The sequence below is a fragment of the Paraburkholderia sp. genome (assembly GCF_004298475.1).
Lineage (GTDB): Bacteria > Pseudomonadota > Gammaproteobacteria > Burkholderiales > Burkholderiaceae > Paraburkholderia > Paraburkholderia denitrificans.
In genome coordinates, this window is the sequence record NZ_SCRP01000022.1 from 89,395 (window position 1) to 105,121 (window position 15,727).

Here is a 15,727-nt window from a genome sequence, read left to right on the forward strand (position 1 = left end):
GGCTTGCCCGTACAGAAATCTGGCATCGGAGAGCGCGATGGAAAAGACCTATTCACTCACCCTGGCCCAGGCCGCGCGCCGGCTGGGTGTCTCTTACCCAACCGCTCGGCAGTGGGCGGTGCGCGGCGACCTGCCGTGCCACGTTGAGCAACACGAGGGTTTTTGCGTCCGAACGTTCAACGAGGCGGACCTCGACGCCTTCGCCGCACGGCGCGCGGCCGAGCGGACCATCGGTGCCGACGAACTGACGGCCGCCCAGGCCGCGCACATCATCGGGCAGCGATGGCCCGGCGCGGCCAGCCAGCAACTGAAGACCGTCGGCGTTCCGTTCCGCAAGATTGGCGCGCGCCTCGTGTTTCCGCGCGAAGCGGTCGAAGCCTATGCTGCCGCGCACCCGCACGCAGGCTGGTTCTCCATCAGCGATGTCATCCGGCGATTCCGCGTGCCCCGGGCGACGGTCGAGCGGTGGGCGGATGAAAGGTGCTTGCCGTGCGAGCGGGATCACCGCGGGCGCCGACGGTTCCGGCCCGAGGCCGTTGCTGCGTTCCGGGGGCCAGCCCGATCGTCACGAGATCACGATGCCGCCAGGGGCGAGCGAAAGGCGCGGCAGGAAGCGGCGCGGCAAGCACGCCTCAATGCACCGGAACTCGGCGCGAGCGACGCCGCGCGTTTCTTGGGTTACGCGAGTCCGATCTCGGTCTGGCGGCTGGCGAGCACTGGAAAGCTGCCGTTCATTCTGGATGATCGCGGGCACCGACGATTTGCGCGAGCAGCGTTGGAGCAGTTCAAGGAGAAAAACGGGAGGCCGAGGCGAGGGCGGCCGTATGCGGCACTAGATAGTGGGGAGCAGTAACAGATAGGGGCGGCCTACACGGTGGTGGCCGCCGATGCACCGGTCGTCACGCTCGATCGCGAGAGCGGCGCTTTGCCGCCTTTGACGGTGCCGCATGGTCGGCAATCGCGACCGCGTCGTCGATCATCCGTTCCAGGGCTTCCTGTTGCGCCGGATTCAGCCGGGAGATTTTCTGGCAGATACGGATGGCCCGGTCCATGGGTGCCGTTCCGGTTTCCGTGAACAGATCGGCGAGCCTGCAATCGAGCAGCTCCGCGATCTGCGCCAGCCGATCGAGTCCTGGCATGACCGCTCCGCGCTCGATGTTCGAAAGCGTCGCCTGGGTGATGTCGGCCTGTTCCGAGAGTTTCTCCTGCGTCATGCCAAGCGCCTTCCGTCGAGCCGCGATGGCCCTTCCGATTGCTACTACAAACTCACGACGTTCATCAAGGTCACTCACTGCCGATGCCTTCCTCGAAATGCGGGGGGAAAGCGGAGTGTCCGTTGTCGCCGACCATTGCAGAAGTCGACAACGTTTATAATATTTTCAATAACGTATAAATGCGATATTGTACGAAAACTTTTTCAACGGGGGCCGGTGGCGATGAATGCGCAGTGCACGAGCAAGTTCGGGAAAAGCGTTGCAGTGATCGGGGCGACTGCGGTGTTGGCGGGGAGCCTGGCCGCCTGCGGCGGCGGAGGCGGGGGCGATGGCGGTTCGTCCGGCACCGGCACGGGCGGCGGAACCACTACCACATCCAACGGCGCCGCCCTGCTGGCGTCTTACACCGTTCCGGCCGACATCGCGGCGGCGGTGGTCACGAATTATTCCGGCCCGGCGTTCAACGTGGGCAACAGCGGCATGCAGTCGGCGTGCTCCGGCACGGTCAGTTCGACGGTGGTCGACGCACCGGACGTGGTGGTCTTCTCGACCAACGGTGCCAGCCTTAAGGCCCAGGAGGTCGCCGCCGCCCTGTTCGAGCAGGCGGTGCCGCAGATTCGCACCGCGCTGGGCCTGTCCGCGTCGGGCGTGGCGTTCGACGGCACCAACAAGGTACAGCTGTGCGTCGACACGGCCCTCGGTCAAAGCGTCGGTGAGTCCGGCAGCAGCGTGACGGGCCAGACGGCGCAAGGGCTGCCCGGCGTGGTGATGCAAGTCATGTCGGCGGACAGCGCGAATTTCGACGCACGCTACGAGGGTGCCACGTCGTACACCGACGGCACGGTGGGCTTGCGCTATTTCGACCTCTTCCGGCACGAGGGAACGCATGCCGCGTTGTACAGCCTCGCGGAACCGTTCGGCGGCATGGAATCCTGGTTCCAGGAGGGCATGGCCACGACCGTTGCACAACTGCCGATGGGCAGCAAGACGAGCATTCTGGCCGCGGTCCAGGCGTCTGACCTCATCACCGCGAACGGCACGGGCGGTGATATGGGTACGACGTACCCGGCGTTCGAGGCGACGATTTCTTACTTGACCAGCACCGCACCCGGTGGCCTCGGCTTTGGCCTGACGAACATCAAAAACTTCGTCGCCGCGTACAAGGCCAGTGCGACGGCTGCGTGCGTACAGTCGATCCCGAACGGCATGATTCCGACCGCAAACCAAACGAACGGGATGCCGACGGGCGAGTACAACCTGTGCGCGCCATCCGTGCCGGGGATGATCGACTCGCGCCTCGAAACGGCATTCGACCAGGCGTTTAACACGACGTTCAAGGACAGCAACGGCACGGCCCTGATGTTGCACACGGCCGATTCACCGAACGCCTTGGAGCCCACGTTGTACCAGAGGCTCGCCGGCTTCCTACTCTGACCTTCTGTCCGTTCTTTCAACAACACCTTCGGGGCGTTACGTTGCTCAACAACAACGATACGGGGAAAACAATGAAGCAGCACGTTCTGCCCGCCGCAATCGCGGCGGCTTTTTGCGGCCTGTTGGGCGGCTGCGCGAACGGTGGTCCTGACATCAACGGGTTTGTCCAAAAGGCCAATAGCGCCGTCGAAAGCGCGATTGGCAGCGTGACCGGCGGATCGGGCGCCGGAGCTACCGCCGCTTCGGGGCCGGTCTACACGCCGATCTCGGGCGGCAGTTCGTTGTCAGGCCTGTTCGCTGGGCAGAATCAGCAGAGGGCGAACTACGGCCAGATCCCATACCCGCGCGTCGCCCTGGATTACCTGACGTACGGCGCGAATCTACCCTGCTGGAAAATCCGCGCGACCATCTGGTCGAGCCCGAAGCGCTCGCACGATGAGGTCTTTCAGATCTGCGACGCGCCGATCGTCGTGAAAGACGCGGTCGGTCAAGCCGGCACGCTCAACACCCAGGCGATCGTCGATAAGCTCGACCAAACCCGCGCACCGCTGAACGTCGTGAACACGGGCGAGCAGCGCACGCGCGGCCCGTTGCCGCCGCTTCGCGCCATGAGCGTTCCCCTGGCATCGACCGGCCCGATGTTCCAGGCCAATCCGCTTCAGGTTCGCCTGGACGCCATCAATGCTCGCATTGCGTACATCGCCGGCTACGTGCCGCTCGGAGACAGCTCGCTGATGAGCGTCGTGAGCAGTGCGTTCTACGACTACCGGATCTGGATCTGGAAGTTTGAAGAGGGCGGGCAGCAGTCCTGATCGGCGTCGCGACGCTCACAACATCAACTGATATAAGCGAGGAAATCATGTCGTTCAACCCGACGCATCGCCACTCCTGCGGATTCGGTCGTTTCCGGCTCGAACTGGATCCGAGTAGCCAACAACTGCTGGTTAAGACCGGCTGGTTCAGTACGCCGCAGATCATCGGTTTCGAGCAGGTCCGAACCGTTGAGGTGTCGACGTCGAACAACATACGCAAGCCCTACGTGCAGATCAACACGACCGACCTGGACCGTCCGCAACACCGCGTCTCGTTCCACACAGGTCGCGGCGCTGAGCAATGGTACAACCGCTTGGGCGCCGCGATGAACATGCAGGGCTTCCGCTGAGCGTGTGGGTAAGCGTCGCAGTTCTGGCGGAAAGGAAACGGGCGGCTTTCGCCGCCTTGAGCACTCTGCCTTCGGCCCGTCACCGTGAGCATTCGGTTTGGCCTGCACCGTGCCTCGTTCGTCCAGTGCCCAGCAACGATCGCGAGCGATGGGCCGAAGGCGGAATGCGGGCCTCCGGCCCGGGGCTTTTACGCGGGCGTCGTCGTCGATCCACACCGGCCACGGCAAAGGGAAGACATGGTCCGCGCTCGACGGAGATAGCCCGTTTGTCGGCGCGACGAACGTTGCCGTTGTGGCGAGGCGGAGGACGGGCTACCACGGTCCATGCTCATACGGTACGCGTCGACCATGTCTCGCTCACACCCATCGAAACCATCGCTCGCCTCGGCGATGCCGTCGATCACAGCGACCGAGTTCGCCGCCTGGTTAATCGCCCCGAAGGCGATCGGGCCGTGTCCTTGGTCCATCGGGCATGCGGATCCATCGGTGCCGCAGCCCCATTCGAGCGCGCATGACATCGACGAGGCCGTGGCCGACATCGAGGCGATCATGAACGAGATCGACCTGTAATAGGTAGACTGTTCATCAAAAAAATACTGAGTAAAAGTATTGCGTTACCAGATGTACCTGGTACCGTACAGAGAGGTATTCAAGTGCGTAAAACGGAGGACGTCATGACTTTTCGTAGCAAGATCGTTGACGAACTTCGGGGCTTTCGCGCCGCATGGCAGGACTGCCGGCCGCTGGCGATCGCGGGCTTGACGCTTGCCAGTGCGCTCCGTGCCGGGCTTGCCGACACGTTCGCCCTGGGCCTGGCTTTCGTGGTGTTCGCCGCGCTGGCCTGGGGCTGCGAGGTGTCCGATGACCAAGCTTGAGCAACACGACGTTCGACGTGAATCGGTGGAGCAGGGCCGACGTGCTCTTCCGCTCGACCGCGGAACGTCGATGACCGCCTCGGGCCACGTTAGCCGCCCCGTCCCGCACGCTGGTCGACCCTTTCAGGGCGGCGCACGGAGCCGATCGGCGGCTGATTGAGGCCCAACGTTCATCGCCCGCGGGGCGCATAGGAGCACACGATGCATCACCTGACCACCTTCCAACTGCTGCTCGTCGCACTGGCCTGGGCCATCGGGCTCCACTTCGCTCGCGCCGGTCGCGCAGCCGTGAAAAATGCCTGGCGCCTGGAGCACGCCGGTGCGGTAGGCACGGACTTCGACGCGATCTGGGATCACGATCGCGCTGTGAAGCGGGCCGGCACGCAAGCGGTGCTGAAGCTCGTCGTCGGCTGGACGACGCTGGTCATGATCGGCGGCTTCACATTCGTCGTGGCCGTCGACGCGTTCTTCGCCACGTTCGGTCACTGACCAACGTCACGGCCCGTTTTTTCGGAGATCGCCATGGACCTGTCCGCCGCCAACATCGATCGCTACATCGCGGAACGCGTCCGTGCCGCGCGCGAGGCGATCGCCAGCGAGCCGCCGGGCCTTGCGGTTGCCGACGACCCGATGTACGCCGATGACATCCGTAAGCGCCCGTTCGTTAACCTACGCGGCGGGAAGATCTACAGGCGTGTCGGCAAGCGCGAGATCATCTATGAGATCTCGCCCAGGCAGATCAGAGCCATCCGCTCGTGCGACAAGCTCTCGTGCATCACGACGCTGGACGGCCAGGAGCACCTGTGCGACGGGACGCTGAGCGAGTTCGTGCGGCTCTTTCCATCCGACCTGCTGCGCGTGCGGCGCGATCTGGTGGTCAACCATTCGCTGATTAGCGAGTTTCATGTGCTGCCGCGCGGCTGCGGTGAGGCGAAACGCCGGCGCCTCGTGGTCGACGGCCTGCCCGAGCCGGTGGAGGTTGCGCGGCGCGAGGTTCCCGAGGTCGAGCGCCATATTCTCGAGCAGGCCGAGTTCGACCGTATCTTCGACGAACTGGCTCCAACGGAGGATCCGATGGGCGTCAAACTCGTCGTGCCGCGGCACCAGCGCGGCCACTTTGCGCGGTACCTGCCACCAATGAGCCGATGAACGTTTGAGCGCCTGCGTTAGTCGGCGGTAGGAGGGCGATGCTCGCCTTTTGGCCCGGTCATCGCGTTTTCGATAAGCTCGCCACTCTCCAGCGTTCCGAGGTCCTTCAGTGATGCAAGAAACGCGCTCCGCAAAGACTTTTTTGGCGGCACGTCTTTCAGAAAGAGCCCCGGCTTCCGTGCCTTGCCATCGGTGCGAATCTCGTCGGCGTTCCGGGCGGCTTCATCGATTACCGGCACGAGCGCCTCCCAGTGAGTTTTAGCTTTGCTAAGCAGATCGCTGATCTGGGCATACAGCTTTGAGTAGTCGTCGTAATGTTCCTTCAGCGGCCCCGCGAAAAACAATTGATTGAAGTCTAGCCGGATGGGATCGACTGCCTCTGAGAAGTTGCACAGGCGCTTCTGCCGTACCTTATGTTGCGCCAGCCACTCGGAATGCTCGTTGTGCAGCCGCTCGGTTTCCACATTCGCATCTTCGGAATGCTTCCCTTTTGGCAGTGCGGCGATAACTGCATTCAATTTCTCGACCTTCTCATCTTCAAGATATTTCATGAAGGTCGTCCATTTTCGGTTTCCGCGTGAAGAGTTGCATCGCGAGCAACAGGGCACCAGATTATCGATCTCGTCAATGAACCCGCTGGGTTTTGACTGCTGCGTCGCGGCCTGAAAGTGATCCCACGTCTGGTATGCTCCACCGCAATAGGAGCACTTTATTCCGTCTTCCATACCGAGAAGCGCAAGCGCGACGTCGAGCTCGACCTGGGTCGGCTTGAGCACGGGCGTCAAAGATTTGGCAAAGGCCATGTTGATCGTGGTTTGCCGGGTATGCAGCGTATCCCGCCCGGGCATCTTGAACGGTGACGTGCGTGTGAGCCGCACCGCTTTGTGAACATGAACGATGGTCCGCACTATCGCCTGGCGGTTCTTGCGTTTGACCACTTTAAAGCCTACTACCGTGGACGCGTCAGTAGCTTGCGCATTCAACTCGGTACGCTGATCCGCTGCGGTGGAGATGCCCGACGAGGGGGTCTCGCTATTGGCAGAATTGACTGCTCGCTTTTTTGGCATTTTCGATCCCATTCCCGTTGGGCGAATCGTATCAAAACGAGGTGACATTCGATAACAGCTTACATCGGAATGTCGAAGGCGGACCTGCCAAAGCATCGAATATGCGGCGACAGCATGGTGCTACCCAGGGTGCGTACAATGCGCTGATCGTCCGTTCGTCCGAAATGCATTCATGGGCCGTCCCCGCCTTCGCAAGAATCTCCCGCCCCTGGTCGAACTCGCCCGATCGGGCTTCCTGGGCCTCGAAGCCCCGGTCGATGGGCAACGGTTCGTCCTCAAGAAAGCCTTGGTCGCGTTCGCCGACGGCAAGGCCGTGTTCGTCCTGCTCGACGACGGCTTGCTCGTCCGTGCGCAGGCATCGCTCGACGTCATGGAGATCGCCTACCCGGCGTTTTTCCTGCGTATCTCCCGTGAGTTGCTCGTGCCGATCGCCCGCGTGACGGCGATCGAGGCGCTGCCGTGCGCCCGTGGCGCCACGCCGCATCGCCTGCTGACCGTTAGGGGCTTGGACACCGACCACATCCGGACGCTGATCCAGGTTGCGCACAAGAACCTGAAGGATCGGGGCGGTACAGGCCAAGCCAGGATGGCGGAGACACGCGCCCGGATCAAAATCCGCGACCGCTTCGTCGACGAGCGCATCAGCGTCGCCCGAGCCAGAATCCCTGCGGTGACGGCTGCCCTGACTGCTCACGAGGTAGAGGCCGGGTGCCGCATCAGGCGGTACGGCCACATCGCTGACGCTTGATCCGCCTACCCCTGATCGCTCGGAGATCCGCGTTCCCCACCGCCCGCCTGGCGGCGCCCGTTCACAACGCTCGTCGGGCAAACCGAAGGGTTGCCCTCGCGTTGCAAACCGGTTCGGCCGTGGACAACGCAGACGGTGGTGGATTGTCGCCGGGCGCCCGTTCCGACATCCTCGCCTCAATTTTCTTTTCGCTTTCAGGGTATACGGAGGGGGCTACGGCCGTTTCAGGGTAAACGGATGGGCTGTTCCGCGTCTTCGAAAAGTTTGAAATCGACTCCGTTGTCCAACAACCAACGGAGCCATCATGACGACGACGCAACACGCAGTTCAATCCCTCATCGCAACGCCGATCCTCGACGCGATCCAGAAGCTCAACCCTGTTGCGACCGACGATCAGCGCGCCGCGCTCGAGCAGAGCCTGCGTGAAATCGGCCAGGTCAACGACATCATCACGGCGCATGACGGTGCGTTCGTGCTCGACGGGCGTGACCTGCTGGCCGCGTGCAAGGCCGTCGGCATCGAGCCGCGCGTTCGCGACCTGGGCGAGTTGGCCGACGATGAAATGGCCGCTTACGCACATCACGGCAACGCCATGCGTAAGGAGCTGCCGGCCGGCGCACGTGCGCTGATGGCCGCGGCCCGTGCGACGCGCACGCGCGGCAGCAACCAGCATGACGCCGGTGCGGTACCCTCGATCGCCCAGGCTGCAGCGGAGGCGGGCGTGTCCAGCGACTCGGTGCTGCGCGCAAAGACCGTCGCTGCATCGGGTTGCGACACGCTGATCAGCAAGGTGGCGGAGGGCGCCATCCCGGTGTCCGTCGCCGAAAAGCTGGTGAAGGCGGCCAAGGGCGATTCCGCCCTGATCGAGCGGATGGTCGAGTCGGGCATCGGACGCGTGCATCGCGAGATGTACAAGGACGAGGTGCTCAAGCCCAAGCGTGAGCGTGCGAAGCAACTGGTCGCGAACAACCCGGTCGCCGCGCATCAGCTCACCGATTTCGCCGAGGGCTCGTTCCAGGTGATCCAAGCGGATTTCCCGTGGCGCTACACGGAGTCGAGCGCCGGCATGGCGGATCCGTCGCACCATTACCCGACCATGTCGTTGGACGAGATCAAGGCGATGCCGATCGGCCGCTTGGCCGCGGACGACTCGGTGTTTTTCATGTGGTGCGTGAACTCGATGCTGCCTGAAGCGCTCGACGTGATGAAGCACTTCGGCTTCAACTACGTGCACAACATCGTCTGGGCGAAGGACACGCACGTGATCGGCAACGGTGCGGTGATCAACCGCCACGAAATTCTGCTGGTCGGGCGTCGCGGCCTGGCCCTCCATCAGCCGGGCGTGAAGAAGATCCCGTCGTGGCACGCAACGGAGGGCCAGCGCTTCGCGCACAGCGAGAAGCCGGCCTGGTTCAGCGAGCAGATCGACCGGGTGTACGGCGATTGCACGAAGTTGGAGCTCTTCGCCCGTGCTCCGCGCGCCGGCTGGACGACGTGGGGCAACGAGCTGGTACTGCCGGAAGCGCCGAACCTCGACACCGTGGCGAACGTTGGAGACGAGGAGGCGAGCAACGACGAGACGTTCGAGCGGGCGGTTTAACGTTGCCCGTCACGTACATCGCACACACGTAACGGTAGGCTCGCCGAAACGGCGAAGCAGCCAGTAACGCAGTTCGTATCATCGGTGCGATCGCACCGTCACATGCGCGCGACTCGTCGGGAGGCAAGCCCGACAAAGCTCCAGTTGGTCGGGAGCAATCGAAATACCGAATGCGAACCGCACGTAGTCGCATGCGAGTTCAGGGCTTGAAGACGTGCTCACTATGCCATTTGAGGAATGGCTTCAGGTCATCAAAGTTTCGTAGCCTTAACCGCGTATTGGGATCGATGCCGAAATGACGCTGGTGTGCGAGCGACACCTGCGAACTGATCCGAATTTTGAAGTTCTCGTCAAACGTGATGAGTCCGCGATCGAACAGGCGATCCAGTGTTGGCACCAGTAGCAGTCCATTCGCTACACTGATCCGCTCCTCGCCGGTTTCGCACCGACTCCAAGGTTTGATATGGCTGGCGGTGAGCACGTCTTTCATCGTCACTTGTGTGACTGAGCAGCCCCCCCATCTTTCAAAAAGCGAGTCGCGGTAAGGGCCCTGACCCACTCGTGCCTTGATAACAGCATCACGTTCTGTATCGCTGAGGTTCTGGACCAACTCCCGGAGAAGCGGATCGTCGCCCAGATCAGGAATGTCTGGAGTCTCGCTGTCTATCGCACGGACAGGAGGATTACCACCGCGCACGATGCGATAGCCGCCACCGCCGACCGCTGAGAAATCGTAGTCATGAACCCACCAGACCGCGGGATCGAGGGCTCGAGCCGAAACGGTGGACGCGCGGTCGGCTTCTGATTCATCGACGTCGTTGCCGTCCACAAGGATCAGTTTTACGGGACGGTTGTGCTTGTATGCTGCCTGGATTCCAAAATCGAGATCACGTGACCGACTGGTCCAGGTCCGCAGTCGATTGCGTACATCGCTGCGCTGTTCCCCTTTGTCGAGATCGAGCAGCCGCTGGCGATACGCCCGATCGTTACCGACATAGAAGGCTCCGTCTTCCGAGATCGTCAGACCGTCGAACCAGATGCAAGCGACGAGTGGTTCATCTTCTTTGCCAGGAAATACCCACGCGGTATTTCTCGAGATATTGTCGTTTGGATTGGCGACGACTTTTCCGGTGCTCGTGATGTTCCAAGACGAAACATCATGCCCGGCTTCGATCAAAAGCTCCCGAACAGGACGCTTGCTGGTTGGGCGAGTAGGAGGTGGCAGATAGCTCATCGCGGCGAGGTATGGAAAATCGGCGTGCGCATATATTACCCAAGGACGTAGAGGTCGGTGTTTAGCAGCATCGGGCCGGATTCGTCTCCATCTCGCTCTCGCTTCAGTCTCAGAGTAACGCGCAGCGCGTTGCTGCATGTTTGAAAGTCTCGCCGCGGAAACAGCCGTGATCCGTTGGTACAAGGTTTGCACGAGCCGTCCAACCAGGGACGATCGGCACGACGGCCCATCCGTCTTGCTCCAGCTCCGACGCGATGTCGTCAATGTCCGCCGGGATTGAGAACACAAGGCGGTATGGCCCGATCCGGCATGCGCCGGCCTCGGGCCAGTGAAACGCCATCTCTTTCCGTCGATCGCCCGGCTTGGCGCGCATCAGCAGCGCGGCCCATCCGTCGCCCGGTGCGACGTATAGCAGAGCGGCGCGCTCGGACCGGAGGACGTTCAGCGAAACGTCGTGCGGCACGAACACGTCGTCGACCTTCAGTTTGCCCACCAGGTCGCGCAGTGTTTGCCGGATGAAGCCGGTCGGGGAGGCGGACGCGATGACGTCCGCGTACAGCTCGTCGACGTCCAGATCGGTCATTCGTTCATCTCCGCACGAGCAGCGCGGCGGGCCAGGGCCATTCGCTTCCAATATCGCACGACGTCTTCGATCCAGACGTCGGCCGGCAACGTCACCCACCAGCGGCCTTGATGCTCGTCGGGTAGTGAGACCGGATCCCACGCGGGAAACCGAATCGCTTGGGGCGGCGGCAGGTCCACTTTGATGAGCAATGCGTTCGCTTCGATGAGCAACCAAGCTGCCACGTGCCACGTCTCGCGCGGCAGGCGGAAGACCGTCCAGGCCCGGTCGGGCGACACGTCGACCGCGCCGAACGTACGCTGAAGAACGAACATCAGGCCGGCGCCCTGGGCGGATGGCAGCGATCCAGCAGGCCAGGCGAGAAACCCGTATTGCATGAACACGTTGCCGAGCGCGCGGAAGCGGGGCTGCTCCCAGCGTTTGCGCAGTACCGCCTCTGCACCGGCAGCCGTGCGAGCGGTGAGGGGCACGACGTGGTTCAGCGAGGCGTGCAGCACTTGAAGGCGTCGCGCCTGGAGTTCCTCGTCGATGTCGGGCTTCCACTCAAGCAGGTCTCGCCCGCCCTTGCTCTTCTGGCAATCGGTGCAACACGGCATCACGTTGACGTACTCGGAAGCGCAGCCGCCGGCCGACACCGGGATGATGCGGCTTGCGCAGGCGGGCCTCCGGCCGGCGGTCATACGGTGTCGCTTGGCGATGCCGCAGCCGCAGTAGGTGCAACGCAGATCGTCGTCACCGTACGCGTCCTTGCGTCGCCAGCTCAGGCGGGGCGAGGGGATTTGTGCGACTTGCTTCAGTACGTCGATGAACACAGCGGTCAATGGCGCGGCGTCGGGATGCTCGTGAGCGATGGTCGGGTTCATGTCCGTCTCCGTTACTGAACCGATCCATTCGCCGGTTCTAAGGTACACCCTGGCGCGACGAGGAACGGTTGGCAACGAAGCGATGCGATGTACCGACATGCGGACTACCAGGGCGACCGGCATTGCGATCGGGCTCGCGCGGCGACGACCGGCGAGCGTAAGAGCATGGGGAAGGGCGGAGCGACGTTCGCCGCTGGAAAATCCAGAACGACACCGCTGAGTGCGGCGCATGACCCGCAGTGGCAGCGCTGCGTGCGTGCAGCGGGACGGCTGGAAAAACTGAAACCCGATCAAAACCAACGTCAAAGACGAGGGGACTACCACTATACCCTCTGCACCTGGCGGTGCACTGCGCTCTGCTACGTTTTGCGTTCGGGAAGTCTTGCCCCGTGGCGCTGCGCGCTGCCTTCCCGTTGACGTGGCTTCTGCCTTCACCGCGCTCGGCCGAAACACGCCGAAATCAGGCAGCCACAAGCGAAGGCGTTGCCTTCAGGTAGACCGTCCGTCCGCTTCCGGCGAGAAGGCCAGGCGAAGGCGTTGCTTTTCCCACTGGCTCTGGTTGACTGGAGTCGTCATTCACGAATCGGAGCAAACGCATGGCTCGCATCCCGCTCAAAAACCTGACGCTGCGCGTGCCGCTCGACACGTACAACGCGCTGCAAAACCTCGCCGAGATCGATGGCTCGACCATCACCGACCAGCTTCGCCGTGCGGTCATGCTGCACATCGAAGGGCGCGACATTGAAAAGCTGATCCACGAACGCCTAGCCGCTGAGCAGGCATTGCACCGCGATGCCATGAAGGCCGCGATGCAGCGTTGGGGCGATCAGATTTCCGCCGCGGTTGTTACCAACCTGAACGCCGCTATCGGCGTGCCTGCGGCGTAACGCGTTCCCTCGACCCGATTCAACCTTCCAAAACGGAGGCCCTCATGCCCGACCACCGCAACCCCATGCTCTGCCCGATCGTTCCGTTGGCGCCCACGGACGCGTCCGAACCGACGCGAGTGGCACTCGGCCGAGTGTCGACCGACATCCGCTTGCTCCATGCGCTGCGCCGGCAGCAGGTCAAGTGCATCCATGGCCAGGACTTCATCGACGCTCGGGCTTACGAGCGCGAGATCGATGCCCTGGCTTGCCGCATCGACGGCTTCCTGGAAGCGCTGTCGTGCGTTGGTGCGATCAGCGCGATGGTAGCCGTCGTGTACCACCGAGCTGCCGGTACCGCCCAGCGTCCGATCAACGTGGACGGGCCGAGCGGCGGTACGTCACAGGCGTACAACGACTGGCGGACGATGGTGGAGCGGCTGTACGTCGACAGCGCGACGACAGTGGACGACGTGCACAGCGACGCCTGACAGCGCTTTCCGACGAGCGGTAGCCGTAGCGCTTGCATTTTCCGATGGGTACGAGACGGTACCTCGTGCCCTTTAACCATCGGAGGTCCGGCATGAGCACGGAACAAGACGCGCAGCAAACCCAGGAGACGCAACACACCCAACCCAAGGCCGTGGAGGCGAACGTTATCGCGATCTTCGCGGAGATGCGCGCGGCGATCGTCGCTGGCGCCCCGACGGCATCGCCGAACCCAGACGCCTGGCAGCCCTACAACGCTGCGACGGGCCGGCCGTTCGAAGGTGCCGCGCGTTTGCGCCTGGCGACGGCAGGGCATTCCGATCCGCGTTGGATGACGCCGGCTCAGATCCGTGCGATCGGCGGTTCCGTCCATGAGAACGCCGAGCCCGTGCGGGTGTATTTCTACGAACGCGGGGCGAACGGCCAATCGGTCAGTCTGAAGACGTACAGCTTGATCAACGCCAGCCAGGTCGACGGCGTGCCGGCCTACGAGTCCCTGCGCCCGGACCGTCCCGCCCAGCGGTTGCGCGAAACGGCCCAGGCGAACGGTGCGGAGGTGGGCGGCAAGGCCAACGGCGACGAGGTTGCCGCGTCGATCATTGCCACCGTCGCCGGCCAGGGTGACACGCCGGCCGAGGCCGCGCGCAACACGATCGCACGGGAGTTTTTGAAAGCTTCGCACGGGCAACGGGTGGACGGCATGGCGATCGCCGACACGTTGCAGGCTCTGCCTCGCGGCACACGCAACAAGGAGATCTTGGACCTGACCAACGCGGCGGCGAAGGTGTCGCTCGAAGCCCTGGGCAAAGCGCCGGAGGGGACGGCTTGGCGGGTTGAGCGTTCGGTGCTGCCGAAGTGCGAGGTGCAGCCTCGGGCCGAGGCTGCCGCGCCGGCGGAGGAGGGTGCTGCCAATGTTGAGCACAATGAGGCCGCTCCGACGCGGCAACGGGTCCGTGCGCGTGGGCCGATGCAGTAAGCGTGTTTTCCATCGCCGGTTGGTAATGCCCAGTCGCGATGCGACGGGAAGGCAACAGCCTGGGGCGCGAAAGCGCCTCATCTCGTTATGGTCAACCGCTCAGCCGATCCCGCCTGCCGCACGGGCGGTATCCACTTCGTCGGTGATTCCGTGCGCTACAAGACACCGGCGGTCCAAACCACGCGCCCGTCGCGATTCTGGTAGGAGAAGCTTCGCGGAAAGCCGGACGCATGCCACAGGCGATCAAATGCTGATCGAAATAGCGTCGGTAAATCCGGAGTGTCGCTGTCGACAACAACATCAGGCAGAACCAGCGCTGCCCGGTCAATGGGACTCGGCTGCGGATTGTCGAGAAGAAAGCGGCCTTGCACATTCAGTGGCTGTACGACTGCGCCTTCGCCGCCGATGATGCCAGCCCTGATCACAAGTGGCAGGTCGATGGGAAGTATTCGCCGCATGGCCGGAATGAGGTCGTGCACGAACTGGAGGATCGTGCATTCAACCGCGTCGGCATGGATAGGTTGCCCAGGGTCCGCGACCTTTGATACCCCTTCGACAATACCGGAATGGTGAGTCAATGTGAACGCACGAATCATCCCGTCGGTGATTGGCGAGTGTTGCATCGGGCCTTCGAAGGTCATGCGGAAATCTCGGCCCGTTGGCCGAGTTGGTACAGGTAAAGCTAAAACGTCTGCCGCCGGCTGGACGTCAATGACCTGGTCCGATCCGGAAAACATTCGAAAGATGTGTACGACCACTTTCGGTCCTGGGCGGAGTGGCAGTGGCAACCGCCCTGTCGCAACAGCAGCGTATCGACCAGCAAAGAACTCCGTCAGTTTGTCCTGGCGTTCAGTCAAACCCTGGAACCGCGTCGCAAGTGCAGGAACGTCGAGCGCTCGCTTCGATTTCGATTCCCGCACCCAGAAGCGCTCGTCAAGCTTGTTGCGGTGGATGCCCTGAACCGATCGGGGCACCCGGAGAACCAAAACGCGTCCCCCGCCGTGCTCAACCACGGCCGAGCGTACCCCGAAAAGCTTCGGCTCCACCGCATCGGCGATGATGCTTTCTAGGCGCAGGACTTCGTCATCGGGGTTAAACGCAAGCGGCACCACGGCATGCGCACGTCCTTCCGCGTTTTCTTGAATACCGAAGACCAAGTCGCCGCCTTGTGTGTTGGCGAACGCGCACACGTCGGAGACGAACTCTTTCTTGTCGTCGCGTGTTCCACCGACAAGTGCTTGTTTGAAATCGAGCTGATTTCCTTCTTCAACGGCATTGGCTACGAGCGCGTCGATGTCAGCCTGTGCAATTTCGTGGATTGATTTTGGGATCATCTCGGCCCGCCGGTCACTCACCCAGGTGTGGATCGGAAGAGAATACTGCGAAATGCGAATACGCGATTGCTCTTGCTGCGCCTGAGATGAGCTTCCAACGGCGCGTCACGGCAACGGCGCGGTGCAATCGAAC

The 15,727-nt window shown here is 62.7% G+C and carries 19 protein-coding genes; 13 read left to right on the forward strand and 6 right to left on the reverse strand.

The annotated features are described in order from the left end of the window. Window positions 1–37: 37 nt before the first annotated feature. A complete protein-coding gene (locus EPN59_RS11625) occupies window positions 38–853 on the forward strand; it encodes a helix-turn-helix domain-containing protein (RefSeq protein ID WP_293035799.1) in 816 nt (271 codons plus the stop codon). Window positions 854–899: 46 nt separating this feature from the next. Here EPN59_RS11625 and EPN59_RS11630 read toward each other — a convergent pair whose 3' ends face one another. Then, on the reverse strand, window positions 900–1,292 hold the full coding sequence (locus EPN59_RS11630; protein ID WP_293035797.1) for a helix-turn-helix transcriptional regulator: 393 nt from the start codon (window positions 1,290–1,292) through the stop codon (window positions 900–902). Window positions 1,293–1,436: 144 nt separating this feature from the next. On the opposite strand from EPN59_RS11630, the gene EPN59_RS11635 reads away from it, so the two are divergent. The 7 genes from EPN59_RS11635 (at window position 1,437) to EPN59_RS11665 (ending at window position 5,834) form a co-directional block, all read left to right on the forward strand. Then, window positions 1,437–2,648, forward strand: a complete 1,212-nt coding sequence (locus tag EPN59_RS11635) for a hypothetical protein (protein WP_293035795.1) — start codon at window positions 1,437–1,439, stop codon at window positions 2,646–2,648. Window positions 2,649–2,719: 71 nt separating this feature from the next. Next, window positions 2,720–3,460, forward strand: coding sequence for a hypothetical protein (locus EPN59_RS11640; protein WP_293035793.1), 741 nt, complete (start codon window positions 2,720–2,722; stop codon window positions 3,458–3,460). A gap of 47 nt (window positions 3,461–3,507) precedes the next feature. After that, window positions 3,508–3,810 carry a hypothetical protein gene (locus tag EPN59_RS11645; protein ID WP_293035791.1) on the forward strand — a complete coding sequence of 101 codons (303 nt, stop codon included), beginning with the start codon at window positions 3,508–3,510 and terminating at the stop codon, window positions 3,808–3,810. 348 nt (window positions 3,811–4,158) lie between these two features. After that, the gene (locus tag EPN59_RS11650) at window positions 4,159–4,380 is read left to right on the forward strand and encodes a hypothetical protein (protein ID WP_293035790.1); all 222 of its coding nucleotides are present in this window, start codon (window positions 4,159–4,161) and stop codon (window positions 4,378–4,380) included. A 104-nt stretch (window positions 4,381–4,484) separates the two neighbouring features. Next, window positions 4,485–4,685 (forward strand): hypothetical protein, encoded by a 201-nt coding sequence (locus tag EPN59_RS11655; RefSeq protein WP_293035788.1) that lies wholly within the window; start codon window positions 4,485–4,487, stop codon window positions 4,683–4,685. A 201-nt stretch (window positions 4,686–4,886) separates the two neighbouring features. Then, window positions 4,887–5,174 (forward strand): hypothetical protein, encoded by a 288-nt coding sequence (locus EPN59_RS11660; RefSeq protein WP_293035786.1) that lies wholly within the window; start codon window positions 4,887–4,889, stop codon window positions 5,172–5,174. 33 nt (window positions 5,175–5,207) lie between these two features. Beyond that, a complete protein-coding gene (locus EPN59_RS11665) occupies window positions 5,208–5,834 on the forward strand; it encodes a LytTR family transcriptional regulator DNA-binding domain-containing protein (RefSeq protein ID WP_293035785.1) in 627 nt (208 codons plus the stop codon). A 17-nt stretch (window positions 5,835–5,851) separates the two neighbouring features. Here EPN59_RS11665 and EPN59_RS11670 read toward each other — a convergent pair whose 3' ends face one another. Then, on the reverse strand, window positions 5,852–6,949 hold the full coding sequence (locus EPN59_RS11670) for an HNH endonuclease (protein ID WP_293046075.1): 1,098 nt from the start codon (window positions 6,947–6,949) through the stop codon (window positions 5,852–5,854). 124 nt (window positions 6,950–7,073) lie between these two features. Here EPN59_RS11670 and EPN59_RS11675 point away from each other — a divergent pair, with 124 nt between their 5' ends. Then, the gene (locus tag EPN59_RS11675; RefSeq protein WP_293035781.1) at window positions 7,074–7,649 is read left to right on the forward strand and encodes a hypothetical protein; all 576 of its coding nucleotides are present in this window, start codon (window positions 7,074–7,076) and stop codon (window positions 7,647–7,649) included. 304 nt (window positions 7,650–7,953) lie between these two features. After that, window positions 7,954–9,249, forward strand: coding sequence for an MT-A70 family methyltransferase (locus EPN59_RS11680; RefSeq protein WP_293035779.1), 1,296 nt, complete (start codon window positions 7,954–7,956; stop codon window positions 9,247–9,249). 199 nt (window positions 9,250–9,448) lie between these two features. On the opposite strand, the gene EPN59_RS11685 is transcribed toward EPN59_RS11680, so the two are convergent. The 3 genes from EPN59_RS11685 to EPN59_RS11695 form a co-directional block, all read right to left on the reverse strand. Continuing rightward, window positions 9,449–10,483, reverse strand: a complete 1,035-nt coding sequence (locus EPN59_RS11685) for an HNH endonuclease signature motif containing protein (RefSeq protein ID WP_293035777.1) — start codon at window positions 10,481–10,483, stop codon at window positions 9,449–9,451. Between the two features lie 109 nt (window positions 10,484–10,592). Next, window positions 10,593–11,066, reverse strand: a complete 474-nt coding sequence (locus EPN59_RS11690) for a hypothetical protein (protein WP_293035774.1) — start codon at window positions 11,064–11,066, stop codon at window positions 10,593–10,595. Next, entirely contained in the window at window positions 11,063–11,929 is an 867-nt protein-coding gene (locus tag EPN59_RS11695; protein ID WP_293035772.1) for a hypothetical protein, read from the reverse strand. Before EPN59_RS11695 ends, EPN59_RS11690 begins: the two co-directional genes overlap by 4 nt. A gap of 596 nt (window positions 11,930–12,525) precedes the next feature. Between EPN59_RS11695 and EPN59_RS11700 the strand changes: the two genes are divergently transcribed. The 3 genes from EPN59_RS11700 (at window position 12,526) to EPN59_RS11710 (ending at window position 14,260) form a co-directional block, all read left to right on the forward strand. Beyond that, window positions 12,526–12,816 carry a hypothetical protein gene (locus EPN59_RS11700; protein ID WP_293035769.1) on the forward strand — a complete coding sequence of 97 codons (291 nt, stop codon included), beginning with the start codon at window positions 12,526–12,528 and terminating at the stop codon, window positions 12,814–12,816. A 44-nt stretch (window positions 12,817–12,860) separates the two neighbouring features. Then, a complete protein-coding gene (locus tag EPN59_RS11705) occupies window positions 12,861–13,286 on the forward strand; it encodes a hypothetical protein (RefSeq protein WP_293035766.1) in 426 nt (141 codons plus the stop codon). A gap of 92 nt (window positions 13,287–13,378) precedes the next feature. Beyond that, window positions 13,379–14,260 carry an ArdC family protein gene (locus EPN59_RS11710; protein WP_293035763.1) on the forward strand — a complete coding sequence of 294 codons (882 nt, stop codon included), beginning with the start codon at window positions 13,379–13,381 and terminating at the stop codon, window positions 14,258–14,260. Between the two features lie 155 nt (window positions 14,261–14,415). Here the strand turns inward: EPN59_RS11710 and EPN59_RS11715 are convergent, their stop codons facing one another. Beyond that, on the reverse strand, window positions 14,416–15,594 hold the full coding sequence (locus EPN59_RS11715; RefSeq protein ID WP_293035760.1) for an ATP-binding protein: 1,179 nt from the start codon (window positions 15,592–15,594) through the stop codon (window positions 14,416–14,418). Between the last annotated feature and the right edge of the window lie 133 nt (window positions 15,595–15,727).